Below are 17,018 nucleotides of genomic sequence, written 5' to 3' on the forward strand. Positions count from 1 at the left end.
CCGCGCCTACTGGTGGCAGGTGTAGGTCGGGCTGCTGTCGAGGACCTTGCTGTCGACGCCGATCAGCTGCGTCTGGAACGACGTGTCCGTCATCGACAGCTTCAGGACGCCGTAGGTCTTCAGCAGCTTGGCCGTGGTCGGGTGCGCCGGGCTGAGGTCGTACAGGCCGGCGCCGCCGGACCCGCCGACGATCTCGACCGGGCCGTTCGGGTCGGCCTTGCCGTCGGCGTTCTGCGGGACGAACCGCTCGTAGTTGTGGTCGTGGCCGTTGAGGACGAGGTCGACCTTGTTGGCGACCAGCAGGTTCCACAGCTCGGCGCTGTCCGGGTTGTCGCCGTGGTCACCGGAGCTCCACCGCGGGTGGTGGTAGTACGCGGCGACGCAGCCCTTGGTGTTGCCGGCCAGGTCCTGCTTCAGCCACTCCAGCTGCTCGCTCGGGCCGAATTCGTGGGTGGCGAAGTCGTTGGAGTCCAGGGCGATGAAGTGCCAGTTGCCCATTTCCCAGCTGTAGTAGCGCTTGCCCTGCGGCTTGGCGATGGCGCCGAAGTAGTCGTCGTAGCCCTTGTACGGCGTGTTGTCGTAGGTCTCGTGGTTGCCGGGGATCGGCTTGGTCTTGCTCTTGAACCTGCCCCACGTCGTGTCGTAGTAGGACCTGAAGTCCGAGAGGTGGGCGTCGTCGTACTGGTTGTCGCCCATGGTGATCACGGCCGCGGGGTTCATGTTCTCGACGAGCTTCGCGGTCTTGGGGTGGACGCAGCTGGAGCTGCTCGCGGTGCACCGCTCGGCGATGTCGCCGGCCGCGGCGAGGACGAAGCCGGCGCTCCCGGCCGCGGTCCTGACCGTGATCGGGGTGCTCGCGGGCGAGGCGTTCCCCGCGGCGTCACGCGCGCGGACCGCGTAGGTGTAGCTCGTGTCCGGGGTGAGCCCGGTGTCGGTGTACGACGTCGTCGCGCTGGTGGCGACGGCGGTACCGTTGCGGAGGATGTCGTACCCGGTGACGCCGACGTTGTCGGTGGCGGCACCCCAGGTCAGCGGGACGCTCGTGGCGGTCGCCGTGCCCGCGGCGAGGCCGGCCGGGGTGGTCGGGGCCTGGGTGTCGCCGGAGGTGTCCGTGGTGCCGAAGACCTGCATCTCCCAGAAGGAGTAGCCGTAGCTGGTGCCGCGGGCGAGGCCGACGAAGCGCACGAAGCGGCCGCGGGCGCTGAGGCCGCCGAGGTCGTCGATCTTGCCGTCGCCGGTGTCGACGGTGGCGGCCGTGGTGAACGTCGTGCCGTCGTCGGAGACCTCGATGCGGTACTTCTTCGCGTACGCGGCTTCCCAGTTGAGGAGGACGCGGTGAATGGTCGCGGACTGGCCGAGGTCGATCCGCAGCCACTGCGGGTCGGAGCCTTCGGCGCTGGCCCAGCGGGTGGTGGTGCTGCCGTCGACGGCCTTGGCGCCGGTGTACGACGAGCCTTCGATCGTCGAGGTGGCAACGGGCTTTCCCTGCGACAGCAGGACATCGGCGGCCTCTGCGGTGGCGGTCGCGCCGATCGCGGAGGGCAACAGCACCACGGCGGCGAGCACCGGGGTGAGACGGGCAAAAGGACGTAGTCGGGTCGACGGCACGTCGCGCTCCTTACGGGCCTGGCGGTGGCTGGTGGGCTGCGGCGTCGGGAGTGAACTGTTAGGAAAGTTTCCTAACTATCGTCCGGACTGTAACGAGAGGACGATCCGGCTGACAAGACTTGTCTTGCCCTTGAATCGGTCAAGAGGGTGACTTTTTCACGATTTCCACTGCTCAGGGCGTGCGCCGGTGAGCGGCACACTGCCCCGCGCCCCGGGACTCGCTCAGGCAGGCTTGGGTGACGCCCGCAGACCTTCGAAAACGGCGGCGATCAACCGTCGCCCCTGGGCCGCGCCCTCGTCGTTGTTCGCAACGCGCCACAGGAAGCTCATGAGCATGATGACGTCGGCGGGGTCGTGGCCGGGCGCGATGCTGCCTTCGGCCACACAGGCGTCGACGAGCTTCTTCACGGCAGCGGTGACCGGCGCCCAGGAAGCGCTGATCAGCTCCTGGGCCGCGGCGCTGTGCAGGGCGTCGCCGAGCCCGTGCTTGATGCGGATGTAGGCCGACAGCGTCTCGAACCACTCGATGAACGCGGCCTTCGCGGAGGAGTGGCGGGCGAGCACGTCGTCGGCGGTGGTGGTCAGGCGCTCGATGTCGTGCCGGTAGGCGCCGAGGATCAGGTCTTCGCGGGTCGGGAAGTGGCGGTAGAGGGTCCCGGCGCCGACGCCGGCGCGCTTGGCGACCTCGCTCAGCGGCACCAGGGGGTTCTTCGCGAACAGCTCGTGGGCCGCCTCGATGATCGCGACCCGGTTGCGCGCGGCGGCCTTGCGCTGGGTGCCGTACGTCCCGTCGGTCATGCCCCGATCATGCCGCATCGTTGACATGCGGAGAATCCTCCGCTAGTTTCGGCAGCACATCCGGAGAATTCTCCGCAAGTCAGGAGCCCCCATGCGTTACGTGAAGCTCGGCACCACCGGCCTGGACGTCTCGCCCGTCGCGATCGGCGCGATGAGCTACGGCGAGCCCGACCGCGGCCACCCCGTCTGGTCACTCGGCGAGGACGAGGCGCGGCCGCTGATCAGGCACGCCCTGGAAGCGGGCATCAATTTCTTCGACACCGCGAACATGTACTCGAACGGGTCCAGCGAGGAGATCCTGGGCCGCGCGCTCAAGGACTTCGCCGACCGCGACGACGTCGTGATCGCCACCAAACTGCGCCACCCGATGCGGCCCGGCCCGAACGGGAAAGGGTTGTCCCGCAAGGCGATCATGACCGAGATCGACCATTCCCTGCGGCGGCTGGGCACCGATTACGTCGACCTGTACCAGGTCCACCGCAACGACCACTCGACCCCACTGGAAGAGACGCTCGAAGCGCTCAGCGACCTCGTGAAGGCCGGCAAGGTGCGGTACCTCGGCGCGTCGTCGATGTTCGCATGGGAGTTCGCCAAGGCCCTGCACCTGCAGAAGCAGCACGGCTGGGCGCGGTTCGTGTCCATGCAGGACCACTACAACCTGCTGGCCCGCGAGGAAGAACGCGAGATGATCCCGCTGTGCCTGGACGAAGGTGTCGGCACGATCGTCTGGAGCCCGCTGGCCCGCGGCCGGCTCGCCCGCGCCTGGGACGACGCGAAGTCGACCGCCCGGTCCGGCACTGACGGCGGCTACGCGGACCTGCTGTACTCACCCGCGGAAGAGGCGTCGAACCGCGCGATCGTGGACGCGGTCGGGAAGGTGGCGGCAGCCCACGGCGTGAGCCGCGCGGCCATCGCCCTGGCCTGGCTGCACCGGCAGCCGGTCGTCACCGCGCCGCTGGTCGGCGCCGGTTCGATCGAGCAGATCGACGATGCCGTGGCGTCGCTGGACGTCGAACTGTCCGATGAGGACGTTCGCGTTCTCACGGCGCCGTACACGCCGCGGTACGACTGGCAGGGCGTCTCGGACGAAGCCACGATGGCGGCGATCCGCGCGCGGGTGCCGGGGATGGCACTTGCGTGATTCACCTTGCGAGGCAACGGAAACCGGCTTTCACCCGATTCAGCGATGGCATTCGCACAGATGTTCGGTAGCGTGGGTGTCATGACTCCCGTGCCCCACGCCGGCACTGTCCGGCGAAGACCTTCATCCCAGCAGTTTCCGGATCTCCGCCACCGCGGCCCGGCCCGCCCGGTTGGCTCCGACCGTGCTCGCCGACGGCCCGTACCCGACGAGGTGCAGGCGCGGTTCGAGCACCACCCGGGTGCCGTCCATGCGGATGCCACCGCCGGGTTCGCGCACGTGCAGCGGCGCGAGGTGGTCGATCGCCGCGCGGAACCCTGTAGCCCAAAGGATCACGTCGGCGTCGAAGCGCTCTCCGTCAGGCCAGGCAACGCCTCCGGGCGTGATGCGGTGGAACATCGGCCGCCGGTCGAGGATGCCGGCGGCGCGGGCGGCGCGCACTTCCGGCGTCACGGCCAGATCGGTCACGCTGACCACGCTTTCGGGCGGCAGCCCGGCACGCACCCGCTCGTCGACCTTGGCGACGGCGCTGCGGCCCCAGTTCTCGCTGAAGGGCTCGTCCCGCCACACCGGCGGCCGGCGGGTCACCCACGCCGTCGCGCGGGCGAGCGGGGCGAACTCCATGAGCAGCTGCACGGCCGACGCACCGCCGCCGACCACGACCACGCGCAGGCCGCGGAAGTCCTCCGGCCCGGCGTAGTCGGCGGTGTGCAGCTGGCGGCCGGCGAAGGTCTCCTGACCGGGGTAGCGCGGCCAGAAAGGCCGGTCCCAGGTCCCGGTCGCGCTGATGACGGCCCGCGCGGCCCACGACTCCGCGGGGCTCGAAACCACCAGCCGCTCGCCCGCCCGCGTCACCGAACGGACGTCGACGGGCCGGAGCACCGGGAGGTCGTAAACGCTTTCGAAGCGCGCGAAGTACTCGGAAACCACTTCGGAGGCGGGCCGCGTCACGTCCGGCGTCCCGAACGCCATGCCGGGCAGGTCGTGGATGCCGTGCACCTTCCCGAGCACCAGCGACGGCCACCGGTACTGCCAGGCACCACCGGCCCGCTTGCCGTGATCGAGCACGACGAACCCGCTCCGGTTGGCGAACCCGGCCCGCCGCAGGTGGTAGGCGGCGGACAAGCCCGCCTGCCCGGCCCCGATCACCACCACGTCCGTCTCGTGATCCGCGCCGTTCATATGAGGTGCAACGGCAGGCGCGGCGGGGTATTTCGCGCGGTGCGTCACAGCGGCCCACGTCCGGCGACCTACCGCGACGCCACACGTCACCACCGCCGCCCGGCGCGCCTCTCAGTCCGGCCACTCCCCTACACCGCTACCCGGTTAGGACTGGCCTCACGGCCCGGCACAACCCCGCATCACCACAGTCGCCCCGCGCGCCTCTCGATCCGGCCACTCCCCTACACCGCAACCCGGTTACGGCCGGCCTCCTTGGCCCGGTACAGCGCCGCGTCGGCGGTGCGGAGGACGTCGTCGAGGGCGGGGCCGGCGTCCGGGTGACGCGCGACGCCGATCGACACCGAGAGGCCGCTCACGCGGACCGTGCCGCTGCCCGTCGAGATCACGACGTTCAGCTCGCCCACCGCCACCCGCACCCGCTCGGCGATGGCGAGCACGTCCGCGCGGCCGATGCCCGGCAGCAACACGACGAACTCCTCACCGCCGAACCGGCCCACCGTGTCGCCCTGGCGCACCGCGCCGGAGATCGCCACCGCGACGGCCGCCAGCACGTCGTCACCGGTCAGGTGGCCGTAGGTGTCGTTGATCCGCTTGAAGTGGTCGAGGTCGATCATCAGCACCGCGAAGCCGGCGCCGGGGCCGCGGCGCTGGACGCGGGCGTGCTCGCGCACCGCGGATTCGTGCCAGCCCGCGGTGTTGAGCAGCCCGGTCTTCTCGTCGGTGACGGCCGCGACCTGCAGCTGCTGCTTCAACAGCAGGTAGCGGTGCAGCAGCAACAGCGGTGCGACGACGAACACCACCAGCACCGGCTGTTCGACCAAGGCGAGGGCGGCGAGCCCGCCGAGGCAGAGGGTGGCCAGCTCGAACGCGTTGTCCTCCCACGTCCCGATCAGGTCGGCCGCCGAGCGTTGGCTGGTGTACAGGTAGATCCCGGCCGCCACCAGGCCGACGTTCACCAGCTCGAACACGGCGGCCGCCAGGCAGAGCGCGAACAACCCGCGCGGCGTCTGCAACGGCGTCCCGTGCAGGCCGAGGACAGCGAGAACGGAGGAAGCAGCGAAGCAGGAGAGCATCGCCCAGGCCGTGCTCGCGACGAAACGGTGCGCGGGCCGCGTACGGACCTGCCGCCACACGCGCACCCACAGGTGCGTGTAGAGCACGACGGCGAGCAGAGCCACCCAAGCCGGCGGCAGCAGCACGACACCGGCGAGGTACCACACGGAGGTGACGTTGATGTGCGTCTGCCCGCTCATCCACCGGCGCAGCCGCTCGATCCGGCGCGACATCTCGGCCTGAGCCACCCCGAGGGCAACCAGCGCGGCAAACCACCCCGGCCGCACGGGCCCGCCGAACCCGGTGGCGAGCGCGGTCCCGGTCGCGACGACGGCGAGCAGCTCGCAGCCGAGGGCATAGGCGATCCAGCGCGTCTTCGCCCCACCCCACATCGCCCATCGTGCAGGCCAGCCCGCCCAGGTGAAAAGCGCATCCCGGCGCACGGCGGCCTGGGCTCTCAAGAGCCGAGGCCACAGACGTGACGAACCGGCATTCCGACGTACCCCTTGCGCAAAGTTCGGCCGACCAGGTAGCCCAGCGTAGCCGTTCCAACGAGCCGCGTCGCCAGTCCGGGGGAATTGCGGGCAAGCCTCCTGCTCGAAGACCCGCGCAGGGTAGATCAACGCCGCTCAGCAACGCACGGGGAGGATCACGAACGAACCCACAGCTCGCGCCGACGCACACGCACAGGACCGGCGATCGCCACCTACCGGCGACCACCGCGACCCATCAGCGGAACATGCGCCGGACCGCTCATCCACGCAGCTCAGCAATCGCCGGCCGGCCAAGCGGGCCGGGACCGCTCACGCGCGCGAGGCGCGGACGGCCACCACCATGCCGATACACCTCCGCCCTCGCCGCCGATCACCGGCCGAGCACGCGGCCGATCCGCTCACGTGCGTAGCGCACGTCCGCCACCCCACCGGCGCAAGCTCAGCGACTCACCAGCCGATCACGCCGACCCGCCTCGCTCACTTGCGCAAAGCCCGCACGATCGCCACCACACCGGCGACCGCCGCGACCACCGCCAGTACCGGGGCCACCCGCTTGAGCACCGACTTGCCCGCGTAGTCGAGCAGGTCGATCGCCTCCGTCTCCGGGGGTGCCGGGACGCTGTGCAACGCCGGGCGGTCCGCCTGCTTGGGCTTCGGGTCCGTGTTGATCTCCGCCGTCGTCGGGGCCGGCTTGAGGGCCGGCTGGGGCTTGGCCACCGGCTCGGAGGTGGCCGTCGGCTCGGCCGGTGGTGCTTCCTGGTCCGGGGCCGGCTTGGCTGCCGGCTCCGCCACCGGTGCCGCGGCTGCCTTCGCGGGCTTCCCCTCGGCCGGGGCGTCCGCGGCCGGGGCGGTCGGCGCAGCAGCCGCCCCTTCCGCCGGGGCCAGCTTGCCCGACAGGCAGCCCGCGAACGTGTCGAGGATCTTGCCGCCCACCTCGCTGATCAACCCTCGGCCGAACTGGGCCGGCTTGCCCGTGATCGCCAGGTCGGTCGCCACCGATCCGTGGGTTCCGGCGTCGGTCTCCGTCAACGTCAAGGTCACCGTTGCGGCCGCCGTGCCCGCTCCGCGCGAATCCTTGCCCGATGCCTTGATCGTCACCTTGCGGGCGGCTTCGTCCTTCTCGAGGAACTCACCATTTCCTTTGTACAGCAACGAAATCGGCCCCAGCTTGACCTTCACCGTCCCGCTGAACCTGTCCCCCTCGACCTTGGTCAGCGTGGCGCCCGGCATGCAGGGGGCGACGCGCTCGGGGTCGACGACCGCCTGCCAGACCTCGCCGATCGGAGCCGGGACGGTGAATTCGTGGTCGAGCCGCACGGGCCGACCTCCTTCCTGAAGACGGACGGGTCCGGTCCCCACCCTAGCCGCCGCGGCAGCGGCGGCCAGGGTGTCGAACCGTGCTTCAGGCCCCGGCCGCCGCCGCGATCGCGCGGCCCGTCAGCACCTTCGCGAGGTGACGGCGGTATTCGACGTCGGCGTTGCCGTCGACCGGCGGATTCGTTCCCTCCGCGGCGTGCGATGCCGCCGCGGCGATCGCGTCCGCCGAGGCCTGGACGCCGACCAGGGCCGCCTCCACGCCGGGGGCGCGGACCGGTGTCGCGCCCATGTTCGTCAGCGCCACGCGGGCTTCCTCGATGACGCCCGCTTCCGTACGCACCGTGACCGCGACCGCGACCATCGACCACGCCTGGGCGACGCGGTTGAACTTCTCGTAGTGCGCCCGCCACCCCGTGTGCTTGGGGACGCGGACCTCGACCAGCAGCTCGTCCGGCGCCAATGCTGTGGTGAACAGGTCGCGGAAGAAGTCCGCGGCCGGCACCGTCCGGCGTCCCGACGGCCCGGCGACCACCAGCGACGCGTCCAGCGCGAGCACCGGCGCCAGCAGGTCGCCGGCCGGGTCGGCGTGGGCGATCGCGCCGCCGAGCGTGCCGCGGTGGCGGATCTGGGGGTCGGCCACCGTGTCCGTCGCCTCTTTCAGCAACGCCGCGTGCGAAGCCACCAACGCGTCCCGCTGGACGTCGTAGTGCGTCGTCATCGCGCCGATCACCAGGGAGTCGCCCTCTTCGCGGACGCCGCGAAGCTCCGGGATCCGCCCGAGGTCGATCAACGTCGTCGGTGCCGCGAGGCGCATCCGCAGCACCGGCAGCAGGCTCTGCCCGCCGGCCAGCACCTTGGCGTCCTCGCCCGCCGCCGCCAGCGCCTGGACCGCTTCGTCCACTGTGGACGGACGGACGTAGTCGAAGGGAGCCGGGATCACTGCGCACCTCCGGTGGCGTCGATCGAACCGAGTCCACCGCCGGCTTCGTCGCGGCCGGGGCCGCCCGCGTCGGTGGTGCCGTGCTGGATGGCGTGCCACACCCGCATCGGCGTCAGCGGCATCTCGATGTCGTTCACGCCGAAGTGGCGCACCGCGTCGATCACCGCGTTGACCACGGCCGGGGTCGAGGCGATCGTGCCCGCCTCGCCGACGCCCTTGGCGCCCAGCGGGTTCGTCGTCGACGGCGTTTCCGTGCGGTCGGTGGTGAACGACGGCAGGTCGGCCGCCGACGGCAGCAGGTAGTCGGCGAACGTGCCGGTGGTGAGCGTGCCGCTCTCGTCGTGCTCGGTGCCCTCGAACAGCGCTTGCGCGATGCCCTGCGCGAGCCCGCCGTGCACCTGGCCCTCGACGATCAGCGGGTTCACCGCGACACCGACGTCGTCGACGCAGACGTACGAGCGCAGCTTGATCCGGCCCGTCTCGGTGTCCACCTCGGCGGCGCACAGGTGCGTGCCGTGCGGGAACGAGAAGTTCTCCGGGTCGAACGTCGCGTCCGAGTCGAGCGACGGCTCGATGCCGTCGGGCAGGTTGTGCGCGAAGAACGTCGCCAGCGCGACGTCGCCCATGGTCGTGGACGTGTCGGTGCCCTTCACGGTGAACTTGCCGCCGGTGAACTCGAGGTCGTCCTCGGCACATTCGAGCAGGTGGGCCGCGATCGGCTTGGCCTTCGCGACCACCTTCTCCGCCGCCTTGACGATGGCGATGCCGCCGACGACCAGCGAGCGCGAGCCGTAGGTGTCCAGGCCCTTGTGCGAGGACTGCGTGTCGCCGTGCAGGATCTCGACGTCCTCGAACGCCACGCCCAGCTGGTCGGCGACGATCTGGCTCCACGCCGTCTCGTGGCCCTGGCCGTGCGCGGACGCGCCCGTGGTGACCTCGACCTTGCCGGTCGGGAGCATCCGGATCGACGCGTACTCCCAGCCGCCGGCGCCGTAGGCCAGCGAGCCGAGCACCCGCGACGGCGCGAGCCCGCACATCTCGGTGAACGTCGAGATGCCGATGCCGAGCTGGACCTTGTCCTTGGCCACGCGGCGCTTCTCCTGCTCGGCGCGCAGGCCGTCGTAGTCGAACAGCTGCTTGGCCTTCTCGGTGGCGGCTTCGTAGTTGCCCGAGTCGTAGGTCAGCCCGCACACCGTGGTGAACGGGAACTCCTCGTGCTTGATCCAGTTCTTCTCGCGCAGTTCCAGCGGGTCCATGCCGAGCTCGGCGGCGAGCTCGTCCATGATCCGCTCGATCGCGAACGTCGCCTCCGGGCGGCCGGCGCCGCGGTAGGCGTCGGTCAGCGTCGTCGTCGTGTACACGTTGGTGCACGCGAAGTGGTACGCCGGGATCTTGTAGATCGCGTTGAACATGAACGCGCCGAGGATCGGCACGCCGGGGCCGACCAGGCCGTTGTACGCGCCGAGGTTGGCGAGCAGCTCGGCCTTGAGCCCGGTGATCCGGCCGTCGCGGGTGGCCGAGATCGTGATGTCCTGGATCTGGTCGCGGCCATGGTGCGCGGCGAGCATCGTCTCCGACCGCGTCTCGTTCCACTTGACCGGCTTGCCGAGCTTCCGCGCGATCAGCAGCGCCATCATCTCTTCCGGCAGGACGCCGATCTTGCCGCCGAAGCCACCGCCGACGTCCGGGGCGATCACGCGCAGCTTGTGCTCGGGGATGCCGAGCGTCAGCGCCGACATCACGCGCAGGATGTGCGGGATCTGCGTGGCCGACCACACGGTGATCTGCGCGCCAGTCGGGTCGACGACGCAGGCGCGCGGCTCCATGAAGGCCGGGACCAGGCGCTGCTGGCGGAAGCGGCGCTTGAGCACGACCTCCGACGAGCTGATCGCGTCCTCGACGTTGCCGCCGGTGCCCGCCTCGGCGGAGTCGAACTTCCAGACGGCGTTCGTGTTGGTGCCGAGGTCTTCGTGGACCAGCGGGGCGCCGTCGGCGATCGCGGCTTCCATGTCGAGGATGACCGGCAGCTCGTCGTAGTCGACGTCGATCTCCTCGAGCGCGTCGTGCGCTTCGGCGGACGACCGGGCGACGACGACCGCGACGCCTTCACCGGCGAAGTTGACCGTGCCGGCGGCGAGCACCGGGCGGCGCGGCGCCTTCATGTCCGGCGTGATCGGCCACGCGCACGGCATGCCGACCGCGCCGTCCGGGTCGAGGTCCGCGGCGGTGTAGACGGCGATGACGCCGGGGGCGCTCTTGGCCGCCGACGTGTCGATCGAGACGATCTTGGCGTGCGCGTACGGGCTGCGCAGGACGGCCAGGTGCAGCATGCCGGGCAGCGTGATGTTGTCGGTCCAGCGGGTGCGGCCGGTGATCAGCCGCTCGTCCTCCTTGCGGCGCCGGGACTTGCCGACCTCCGGTTCGATCGTGGCGGTCATCAGTCACCACCCACGCCGACGTGCTTGTTCTCGGCGATCCGCTCGGCTTCGGGGCCGGCGCCGGGGCTCATGTGCTTGGCGGCGTCGCGGACCGCGCGGACGATGTTCTGGTAGCCGGTGCAGCGGCAGAGGTTGCCTTCGAGACCTTCGCGGACGGCCTGCTCGTCCGGGTCCGGGTTGTCGGCCAGCAGGTCGATCGACTGCATGATCATTCCCGGCGTGCAGAACCCGCATTGCAGCGCGTGGTTGTCGTGGAACGCCTGCTGGACCGGGTGCAGCTTGCCGTCGCGGGCGAGGCCTTCGACGGTGGTGACCTCGCAGCCGTCGGCCTGCACGGCCAGCACGGAGCAGGACTTCACGCTGTGCCCGTCGAGGTGGACGGTGCAGGCGCCGCAGTTGCTGGTGTCGCAGCCGACGACGGTGCCGACCTTCCCGAGTTTTTCCCGTAGGTGGTGCACGAGGAGGGTGCGGGGTTCGACTTCGTCGGTGTACTTCGTCCCGTCGACGGTGACGGTGATGCGCATCAGGCCTCCAAAAGCCGGTTCGGGAACGGCCTGCCCGAGGAGTGATCGGGCTCACAGCACCCGAGCGTGCTACTCGACCTTCGCGCCGACAAGCCCTGATGTCACACGTTCAACTACCTGTTCCGCAGATACGCGTCGAGGCGCGGCACAACTCCGAAGGTGCGGAATTCCGGATGGGTGAACTTTGTCGGCGACCTGGATCGGTCAGCCGTGAATGCGTCCCGAAAGCTCCGCGAGCCGCTTGCCGCCGCCACCCCACCGCAGCGCGATGATCTCCGCCGCGATCGACACCGCCGTTTCCTCCGGCGTGCGCGCGCCGAGGTCGAGGCCGATCGGCGACGACAGCCGTGCCAGCTCCGCCTCGGTGATCCCGGCTTCGCGCAGGCGGGCGAAGCGGTCGTCGTGGGTCTTGCGGGATCCCATCGCGCCGACGTAACCGACGTCCAGGCGCAGCGCGACCTCCAGCAGCGGGACGTCGAACTTCGGGTCGTGGGTCAGCACCGCGATCGCCGTCCGCTGGTCGACGCGGCCCGCGTCGGCTTCCGCCCGCAGGTAGCGGTGCGGCCAGTCGACGACGACGTCGTGCGCGTCCGGGAAGCGGCTGGTGGTGGCGAACACCGGGCGCGCGTCGCACACCGTGACCTGGTAGCCGAGGTAGGCGCCCATGCGCGCCATCGCGGCGGCGAAGTCGATCGCGCCGAAGACCAGCAGCCGGGGCGGCGGCTCGAAGGAGTTGACGAACACCGCCATCCCCTCGCCGCGGCGCTGCCCGTCCGGGCCGTAGTGCAGGGTGCCGGTGCGGCCGCTGGCCAGCAGGCCGCGCGCGTCGTCGGCCACCGCGTCGTCCATCCGCGACGACCCGAGCGAGCCCGCGGTGCGGTCCGGCCAGACGATCATGTGCTCGCCGACCAGGCCTTCGCGTTCGTGCTCGATGATCGTGACGACGGCGACCGGCTCGCCGCCGCGCACCGACTCGACGACCTCGCCGAGCTCCGGCATCGACTCGCGGTCGATCGCCTCGACGTAGATGTCGATGATCCCGCCGCAGGTCAGGCCGACCGCGAAGGCGTCGTCGTCGGTGACGCCGTAGCGCTGCAGCACCGGCTTGCGCTCGGCGACGACCTCCTGCGCCAGCTCGTAGACCGCGCCTTCGACGCAGCCGCCGGACACGCTGCCGGCGACGGTCCCGTCCGGCGCGACGACCATCGCGGCGCCCGGCGCGCGCGGCGCCGAGGAGAAGGTGGCGACCACGGTGCCGAGCCCGACGGTCTCGCCCGCGGACCAGCGGCGGAACACGTCGTCCAGTACGTCACGCATCGGAAATCTCCCCGAGCAGTCGTTCCAACGTGGCCAGGGTGTGCCCGGCCAGGAGCCGGTCGATGTGGGGCAGCGCCGCGACGATGCCCGACTGGACCGGAGCGTAGCCCGCACGGCCGGCGTGCGGATTCACCCAGAATACGGCGTGCGCGAGCCGGCGCAGGTGGGCGAGCTGCTCGCCGAGCAGGCCGGTGTCGCCGCGCTCCCAGCCGTCGGAGAACACGGTGACGACGGCGCGGCGCGCCACGCCGCGCCGGCCCCAGCGGTCGAGGAACGCCTGGAGCGTCTCCCCGAGCCGGGTGCCGCCGGCGAAGTCCGGCACGGCTGCGCCGGCCGCGAGCATCGCGCGTTCCGGGTCGCGCTGCCGCAGCTGGCGCGACACGCGGGTCAGCCGCGTGCCGAGCGTGAACACCTCGATGGACGGCGGCGCGGCCCGCGTCAGGACGTGGGCGAACCGCAGCAGGGCGTCGGCGTACGGGCTCATCGAGCCGGAGACGTCGATGAGCAGCACCACCCGCCGCGGCCGGCGGCCGCGGCGGGCATGCACGAGCTTGAGGGGTTCGCCGCCGCTCGCGAGCATGGCGCGCAGCGTGCGCGACGGGTCGAGCGCGCCCCGCCGAGCCGGCGTCCGCCGCGTGGCGGGGCGTTTCGGGAGCGCCGGTTTCAGCGTCGCGAGCAGCTCACGGAGGTGTTCGCGCTCGGCGGTGGTGAGTTCGGCGAGGTCGCGGTGACGCAGGACCTCCTGCGCGCTCGCGGCGACTTTCAGCTGGTCGTGACCCTCGCCGCCCTCGGCGTCCCCGCCTTCGGCCTCGCCCAGCGGAGCGATTCGCGCCTGCTGGGGCGCGGCGGGCCTCGCGCGCCGCGGGGTGGGGGGCTCGATCGAAAACCACTGGCTGAAGGCCTCTTCGTAGTACGGGAGGTCGTCAGGGCTGGAGCAGAGGGTGAGCCGCCCGGCCCAGTAGAGCTGCGTGGGGTCGGCGACGTCGATCTCGGCCACGGCGGTGAGGTACGCCTGCACGCGGTGCGCGTCGCAGGCGACACCGGCTTCGCGCAGCGCGGCGGCGAAGCCGACGTAGCCCGCGACGGGATCGACGACGGTGGTCATGCTTCCATTGTGCGCGTTTCTGCGTCCCGGCGAGGATTCGAACCTCGGACCTCGGCGTTCGTAGCGCCGCGCTCTGTCCTGCTGAGCTACCGGGACGGGGCGGCCTGCGCGCGCCCCTCCCCGGGCGTGCGCAGACCGCGCTCTTCGCCGCGGCCGACCCAAGGTAGCGGCGGGTGGGCGCGAAGAGCTCTTCGGAAAGAAAAGGGAATTTCAGCGAACGGCGCGGGAGATCGCGCCGCGGGGGTTCCGGTCTTGCCGTCGGGTCACGATCTCCTCCTCTCGGGGTGGCGTGCTGTGGTGAGAAAAGAATGCCTCAGTCCACCGGCGGCGGCAACGCAATTAAAAACGCCCGCCTCGTCGGTCCTTTGTGGATCGACGAGGCGGGCGCCGGGGTGCTGCGGTCAGGCGGCGGCCTTGAAGCCGGGCTGGATGTTCGCGCAGCCGCGCAGCCCCGCCGTCTTGTTGAGCTCCAGGAGCGGCGGCAGCGTCTTCTGGGTGTACGCCTTGAGTTCCGCGAGCTTCGCGTCGTCGACCAGGTCACGCCGGACGTGGTAGCTGACCCAGTTGCGCGAATCGATGGTCAGGTTGCCGACCGGCGGGTTGACGAAGACCGTCTCGTACTCGCTCTCGAACCGCGGGTCCTTGTTGAAGCCCAGCGTGGTGATCCACGAGCCGATGAACGTGATCAGCTCGGGCTTCTCCTCGTTGAAGACGTAGTTGCGGACGCCCGTCACGTCGGACTCGTGCAGGTAGTCGGCGACCTGCTTGTCGCCGAGGCCGGCCAGGTCGAGCACCCGGATGCGGCTGCCCAGCGACGTCCCGCCGAGGTCGATCAGGCCGACCTGGGCGCTGTCGGGCAGCTTCAGGATGTCCGCGAGGCCGTTGATGGTCCGGGCGTCGCGCTCGGCCACGATGCAGAACGCGGTCTTGACGTTGGCGCGGTAGGACGTGCCCTGGTCGTAGAGGCCGCTCACCGAGCTGACCAGCGCCACCACCAGCAGGGAGCTGAGCGCGATCCGGCCGCGCAGCCGGGCCGCGGCCAGCGCCTCGACGACCACGATCGCGCCGCCGAACGCACCGAGCGTCCAGACCGGGGTGGCGAACCGCAGCTGCCCCATCCAGTCGTACTCGAGCACGATGTAGGCGATCACGGTGAGCCCGAACGGCGCCATCAGGGCGATCAGCGCGGTGCGCAGGCGCGACGGCCGGACCATCAGCACCACCAGGCACGCGACGGCGACCGCGACGACCAGCCAGCCCACGTAGGAGACGATGTCGCCGGGGCGGGCGAGGTCCTCGATCGTCGGCGGCTCCTGCCCCTTCGCGACGGCGGTGTTCGGGACCAGGCGGCCGAACTCGAACCAGCGGAAGACCATGTAGGCGCCGTACGGCACGGCGAAGCCCACCACGGACAGGACCACCGAGCGGACGCTGCGGCCGAGCAGGTCCCGCTTGAGGAACAGCAGCACGGCGATCGGGTACGCACCGGCGTAGATGATGCCGTCGGGCCGGGTCAGCGCGGCCAGCATCGAGATCAGCCCGGTGCCGACGGCGACCTGGGTGTCGAGGAGCCGTCCGCTGTGGACCGCGCGCACGATCACGACCGCGAGCGCGGCGACCGTGAGGGCGTAGAAGGAGTTCTCCAGCCCGGAGAAGCACCAGATGACGAAGGACGGGATCGCGGCGAGCGCGGCCCCGGCGACGAAGGTGATCAGGGCCGGGCGGCGGCTGAGCACCTTCGCGCCGAAGTAGAACAGCACGAGGATGGCCGCGCAGCAGGCCAGCGCGAGCGCCTTCGGGAACAGGATCTGGTCGTTGATGCCGAAGAGCGTCCCGTGGTCGAAGAGACCGACGAGCTTGCCCAGGGCGATCAGGACCATCCAGGTCGGGTTGGAGTACCCCTCGACCGGCGAAGCACCGGGCTGGAGCACCGGCCCGAAGCCGTCGGCGATGTTGCGCGAGTAGGCGAACGTGATGGCCGCGTCGTCGATCAGCCAGTGGCCGTAGAAGGTGGCGTGCACGGCGATCAGCGCCGTACCGCCGAGCACCGCGGCCACGGCGGCGAGCTTCCCCCGCCACCCGCGCCTCGCGGTCGCCGGATCGGCCGGGCTCGGCCGATCCGGTTCCGCTTCGGACGGCGGTCTCGTGTCCGTCGTCTCCGCCACGCTCATCCGCTGGTTCTCCCTCGCTTCGACCCGGCCCCCGCCCCGGGTGGTCAGGCGAACAAGGCGTCGAGCTTCGCCCTGACCCGGTCGAGGTCTTCGCTGTATTTCAGGACGGCTCCGAGCGTGCGTGCCGCTGTCGCCGCATCCAGCTCGTCACACTGAAGAGTTAACAGAGCCCGCCCCCAATCGAGGGACTCCGCTACTCCCGGTGGCTTCAGCAAATCCATTTCGCGGAGTCGATGCACCGCTTCAGCGATCTGCCGAGCCAGAGCTGCACTTACCCGCGGGATCCTACGGCGCAGGATTTCGACCTCCCGAACCAGGTCCGGGTGTTCGAGCCAGTGGTAGAGGCAGCGGCGCTTGAGCGCGTCGTGCACCTCGCGTGTCCGGTTCGAGGTGAGGACCACCAACGGGGGATGCTCGGCGCGGACTTCGCCGTACTCGGGGATGGTCACGGCGTGCTCGTCGAGCAGCTGCAGGAGGAAGGCTTCGAACTCGTCGTCGGCCCGGTCGATCTCGTCGATCAGCAGGACACAGGGGGCGCTGATCAGGGCCTGGAGCAGCGGCCGGGCCAGCAGGAACCGCTCGGTGTAGAGCGAGCGCTCGGCGGCCTCGACGTCGAGCTGCCCGCCGCCGGCCGCCTCGAGGGCGCGCAGGTGCAGCAGCTGCCGGGGGAAGTCCCATTCGTAGAGCGCCTGGGCGGCGTCGATGCCTTCGTGGCACTGGAGGCGGACGAGCGGCCGGTCCAGCGCGGTGGCCAGGGCCAGGGCGAGTGACGTCTTGCCGGTGCCGGGCTCGCCCTCGCAGAAGAGCGGGCGGCCCATCCGCAGGGCGAGGAAGCCGGCGGTCGCGAGCCCGTCATCGGCGAGGTAACCGGTCGCGTCGAGCGCGGCGGCGAGGTCTTCGGGCGAGTCCGTCACGCTGTCGATCGTAGGT

13 protein-coding genes and 1 tRNA gene are annotated in these 17,018 nt (G+C 70.8%); 1 reads left to right on the forward strand and 13 read right to left on the reverse strand.

The annotated features are described in order from the left end of the window. Positions 1 to 6: 6 nt before the first annotated feature. The gene (locus tag I4Q55_RS11960) at positions 7 to 1,566 is read right to left on the reverse strand and encodes a discoidin domain-containing protein (RefSeq protein WP_206787454.1); all 1,560 of its coding nucleotides are present in this window, start codon (positions 1,564 to 1,566) and stop codon (positions 7 to 9) included. A gap of 264 nt (positions 1,567 to 1,830) precedes the next feature. Beyond that, on the reverse strand, positions 1,831 to 2,406 hold the full coding sequence (locus tag I4Q55_RS11965) for a TetR/AcrR family transcriptional regulator (protein WP_206787168.1): 576 nt from the start codon (positions 2,404 to 2,406) through the stop codon (positions 1,831 to 1,833). A 91-nt stretch (positions 2,407 to 2,497) separates the two neighbouring features. Between I4Q55_RS11965 and I4Q55_RS11970 the strand changes: the two genes are divergently transcribed. Next, the gene (locus I4Q55_RS11970) at positions 2,498 to 3,547 is read left to right on the forward strand and encodes an aldo/keto reductase (protein ID WP_206787169.1); all 1,050 of its coding nucleotides are present in this window, start codon (positions 2,498 to 2,500) and stop codon (positions 3,545 to 3,547) included. A 123-nt stretch (positions 3,548 to 3,670) separates the two neighbouring features. On the opposite strand, the gene I4Q55_RS11975 is transcribed toward I4Q55_RS11970, so the two are convergent. The 11 genes from I4Q55_RS11975 to I4Q55_RS12025 all read right to left on the reverse strand — a co-directional run bounded on the left by I4Q55_RS11975 (position 3,671) and on the right by I4Q55_RS12025 (position 17,002). Continuing rightward, positions 3,671 to 4,729, reverse strand: coding sequence for an NAD(P)-binding domain-containing protein (locus I4Q55_RS11975; protein ID WP_206787171.1), 1,059 nt, complete (start codon positions 4,727 to 4,729; stop codon positions 3,671 to 3,673). A gap of 221 nt (positions 4,730 to 4,950) precedes the next feature. Further along, positions 4,951 to 6,174, reverse strand: a complete 1,224-nt coding sequence (locus tag I4Q55_RS11980; RefSeq protein ID WP_206787173.1) for a diguanylate cyclase — start codon at positions 6,172 to 6,174, stop codon at positions 4,951 to 4,953. Positions 6,175 to 6,753: 579 nt separating this feature from the next. Beyond that, positions 6,754 to 7,593, reverse strand: coding sequence for an SRPBCC family protein (locus I4Q55_RS11985; RefSeq protein WP_206787175.1), 840 nt, complete (start codon positions 7,591 to 7,593; stop codon positions 6,754 to 6,756). An 85-nt stretch (positions 7,594 to 7,678) separates the two neighbouring features. Beyond that, on the reverse strand, positions 7,679 to 8,533 hold the full coding sequence (locus I4Q55_RS11990) for a xanthine dehydrogenase family protein subunit M (protein WP_206787177.1): 855 nt from the start codon (positions 8,531 to 8,533) through the stop codon (positions 7,679 to 7,681). Next, positions 8,530 to 10,971, reverse strand: a complete 2,442-nt coding sequence (locus tag I4Q55_RS11995; RefSeq protein WP_206787181.1) for a xanthine dehydrogenase family protein molybdopterin-binding subunit — start codon at positions 10,969 to 10,971, stop codon at positions 8,530 to 8,532. The genes I4Q55_RS11990 and I4Q55_RS11995 overlap by 4 nt, the downstream gene beginning before the upstream one ends. Beyond that, positions 10,971 to 11,495, reverse strand: coding sequence for a (2Fe-2S)-binding protein (locus tag I4Q55_RS12000; protein WP_091306596.1), 525 nt, complete (start codon positions 11,493 to 11,495; stop codon positions 10,971 to 10,973). Before I4Q55_RS12000 ends, I4Q55_RS11995 begins: the two co-directional genes overlap by 1 nt. A gap of 204 nt (positions 11,496 to 11,699) precedes the next feature. After that, positions 11,700 to 12,812, reverse strand: a complete 1,113-nt coding sequence (locus tag I4Q55_RS12005; RefSeq protein WP_206787182.1) for an XdhC/CoxI family protein — start codon at positions 12,810 to 12,812, stop codon at positions 11,700 to 11,702. Continuing rightward, on the reverse strand, positions 12,805 to 13,917 hold the full coding sequence (locus tag I4Q55_RS12010) for a VWA domain-containing protein (RefSeq protein WP_206787184.1): 1,113 nt from the start codon (positions 13,915 to 13,917) through the stop codon (positions 12,805 to 12,807). Before I4Q55_RS12010 ends, I4Q55_RS12005 begins: the two co-directional genes overlap by 8 nt. A gap of 22 nt (positions 13,918 to 13,939) precedes the next feature. After that, positions 13,940 to 14,013: transfer RNA gene (locus I4Q55_RS12015), tRNA-Arg, on the reverse strand. Positions 14,014 to 14,318: 305 nt separating this feature from the next. Continuing rightward, entirely contained in the window at positions 14,319 to 16,088 is a 1,770-nt protein-coding gene (locus tag I4Q55_RS12020; protein WP_206787186.1) for a hypothetical protein, read from the reverse strand. 44 nt (positions 16,089 to 16,132) lie between these two features. Continuing rightward, positions 16,133 to 17,002 carry a MoxR family ATPase gene (locus tag I4Q55_RS12025; protein WP_206787187.1) on the reverse strand — a complete coding sequence of 290 codons (870 nt, stop codon included), beginning with the start codon at positions 17,000 to 17,002 and terminating at the stop codon, positions 16,133 to 16,135. Between the last annotated feature and the right edge of the window lie 16 nt (positions 17,003 to 17,018).

The organism is Amycolatopsis sp. MtRt-6 (genome assembly GCF_017308975.1).
Lineage (GTDB): Bacteria > Actinomycetota > Actinomycetes > Mycobacteriales > Pseudonocardiaceae > Amycolatopsis.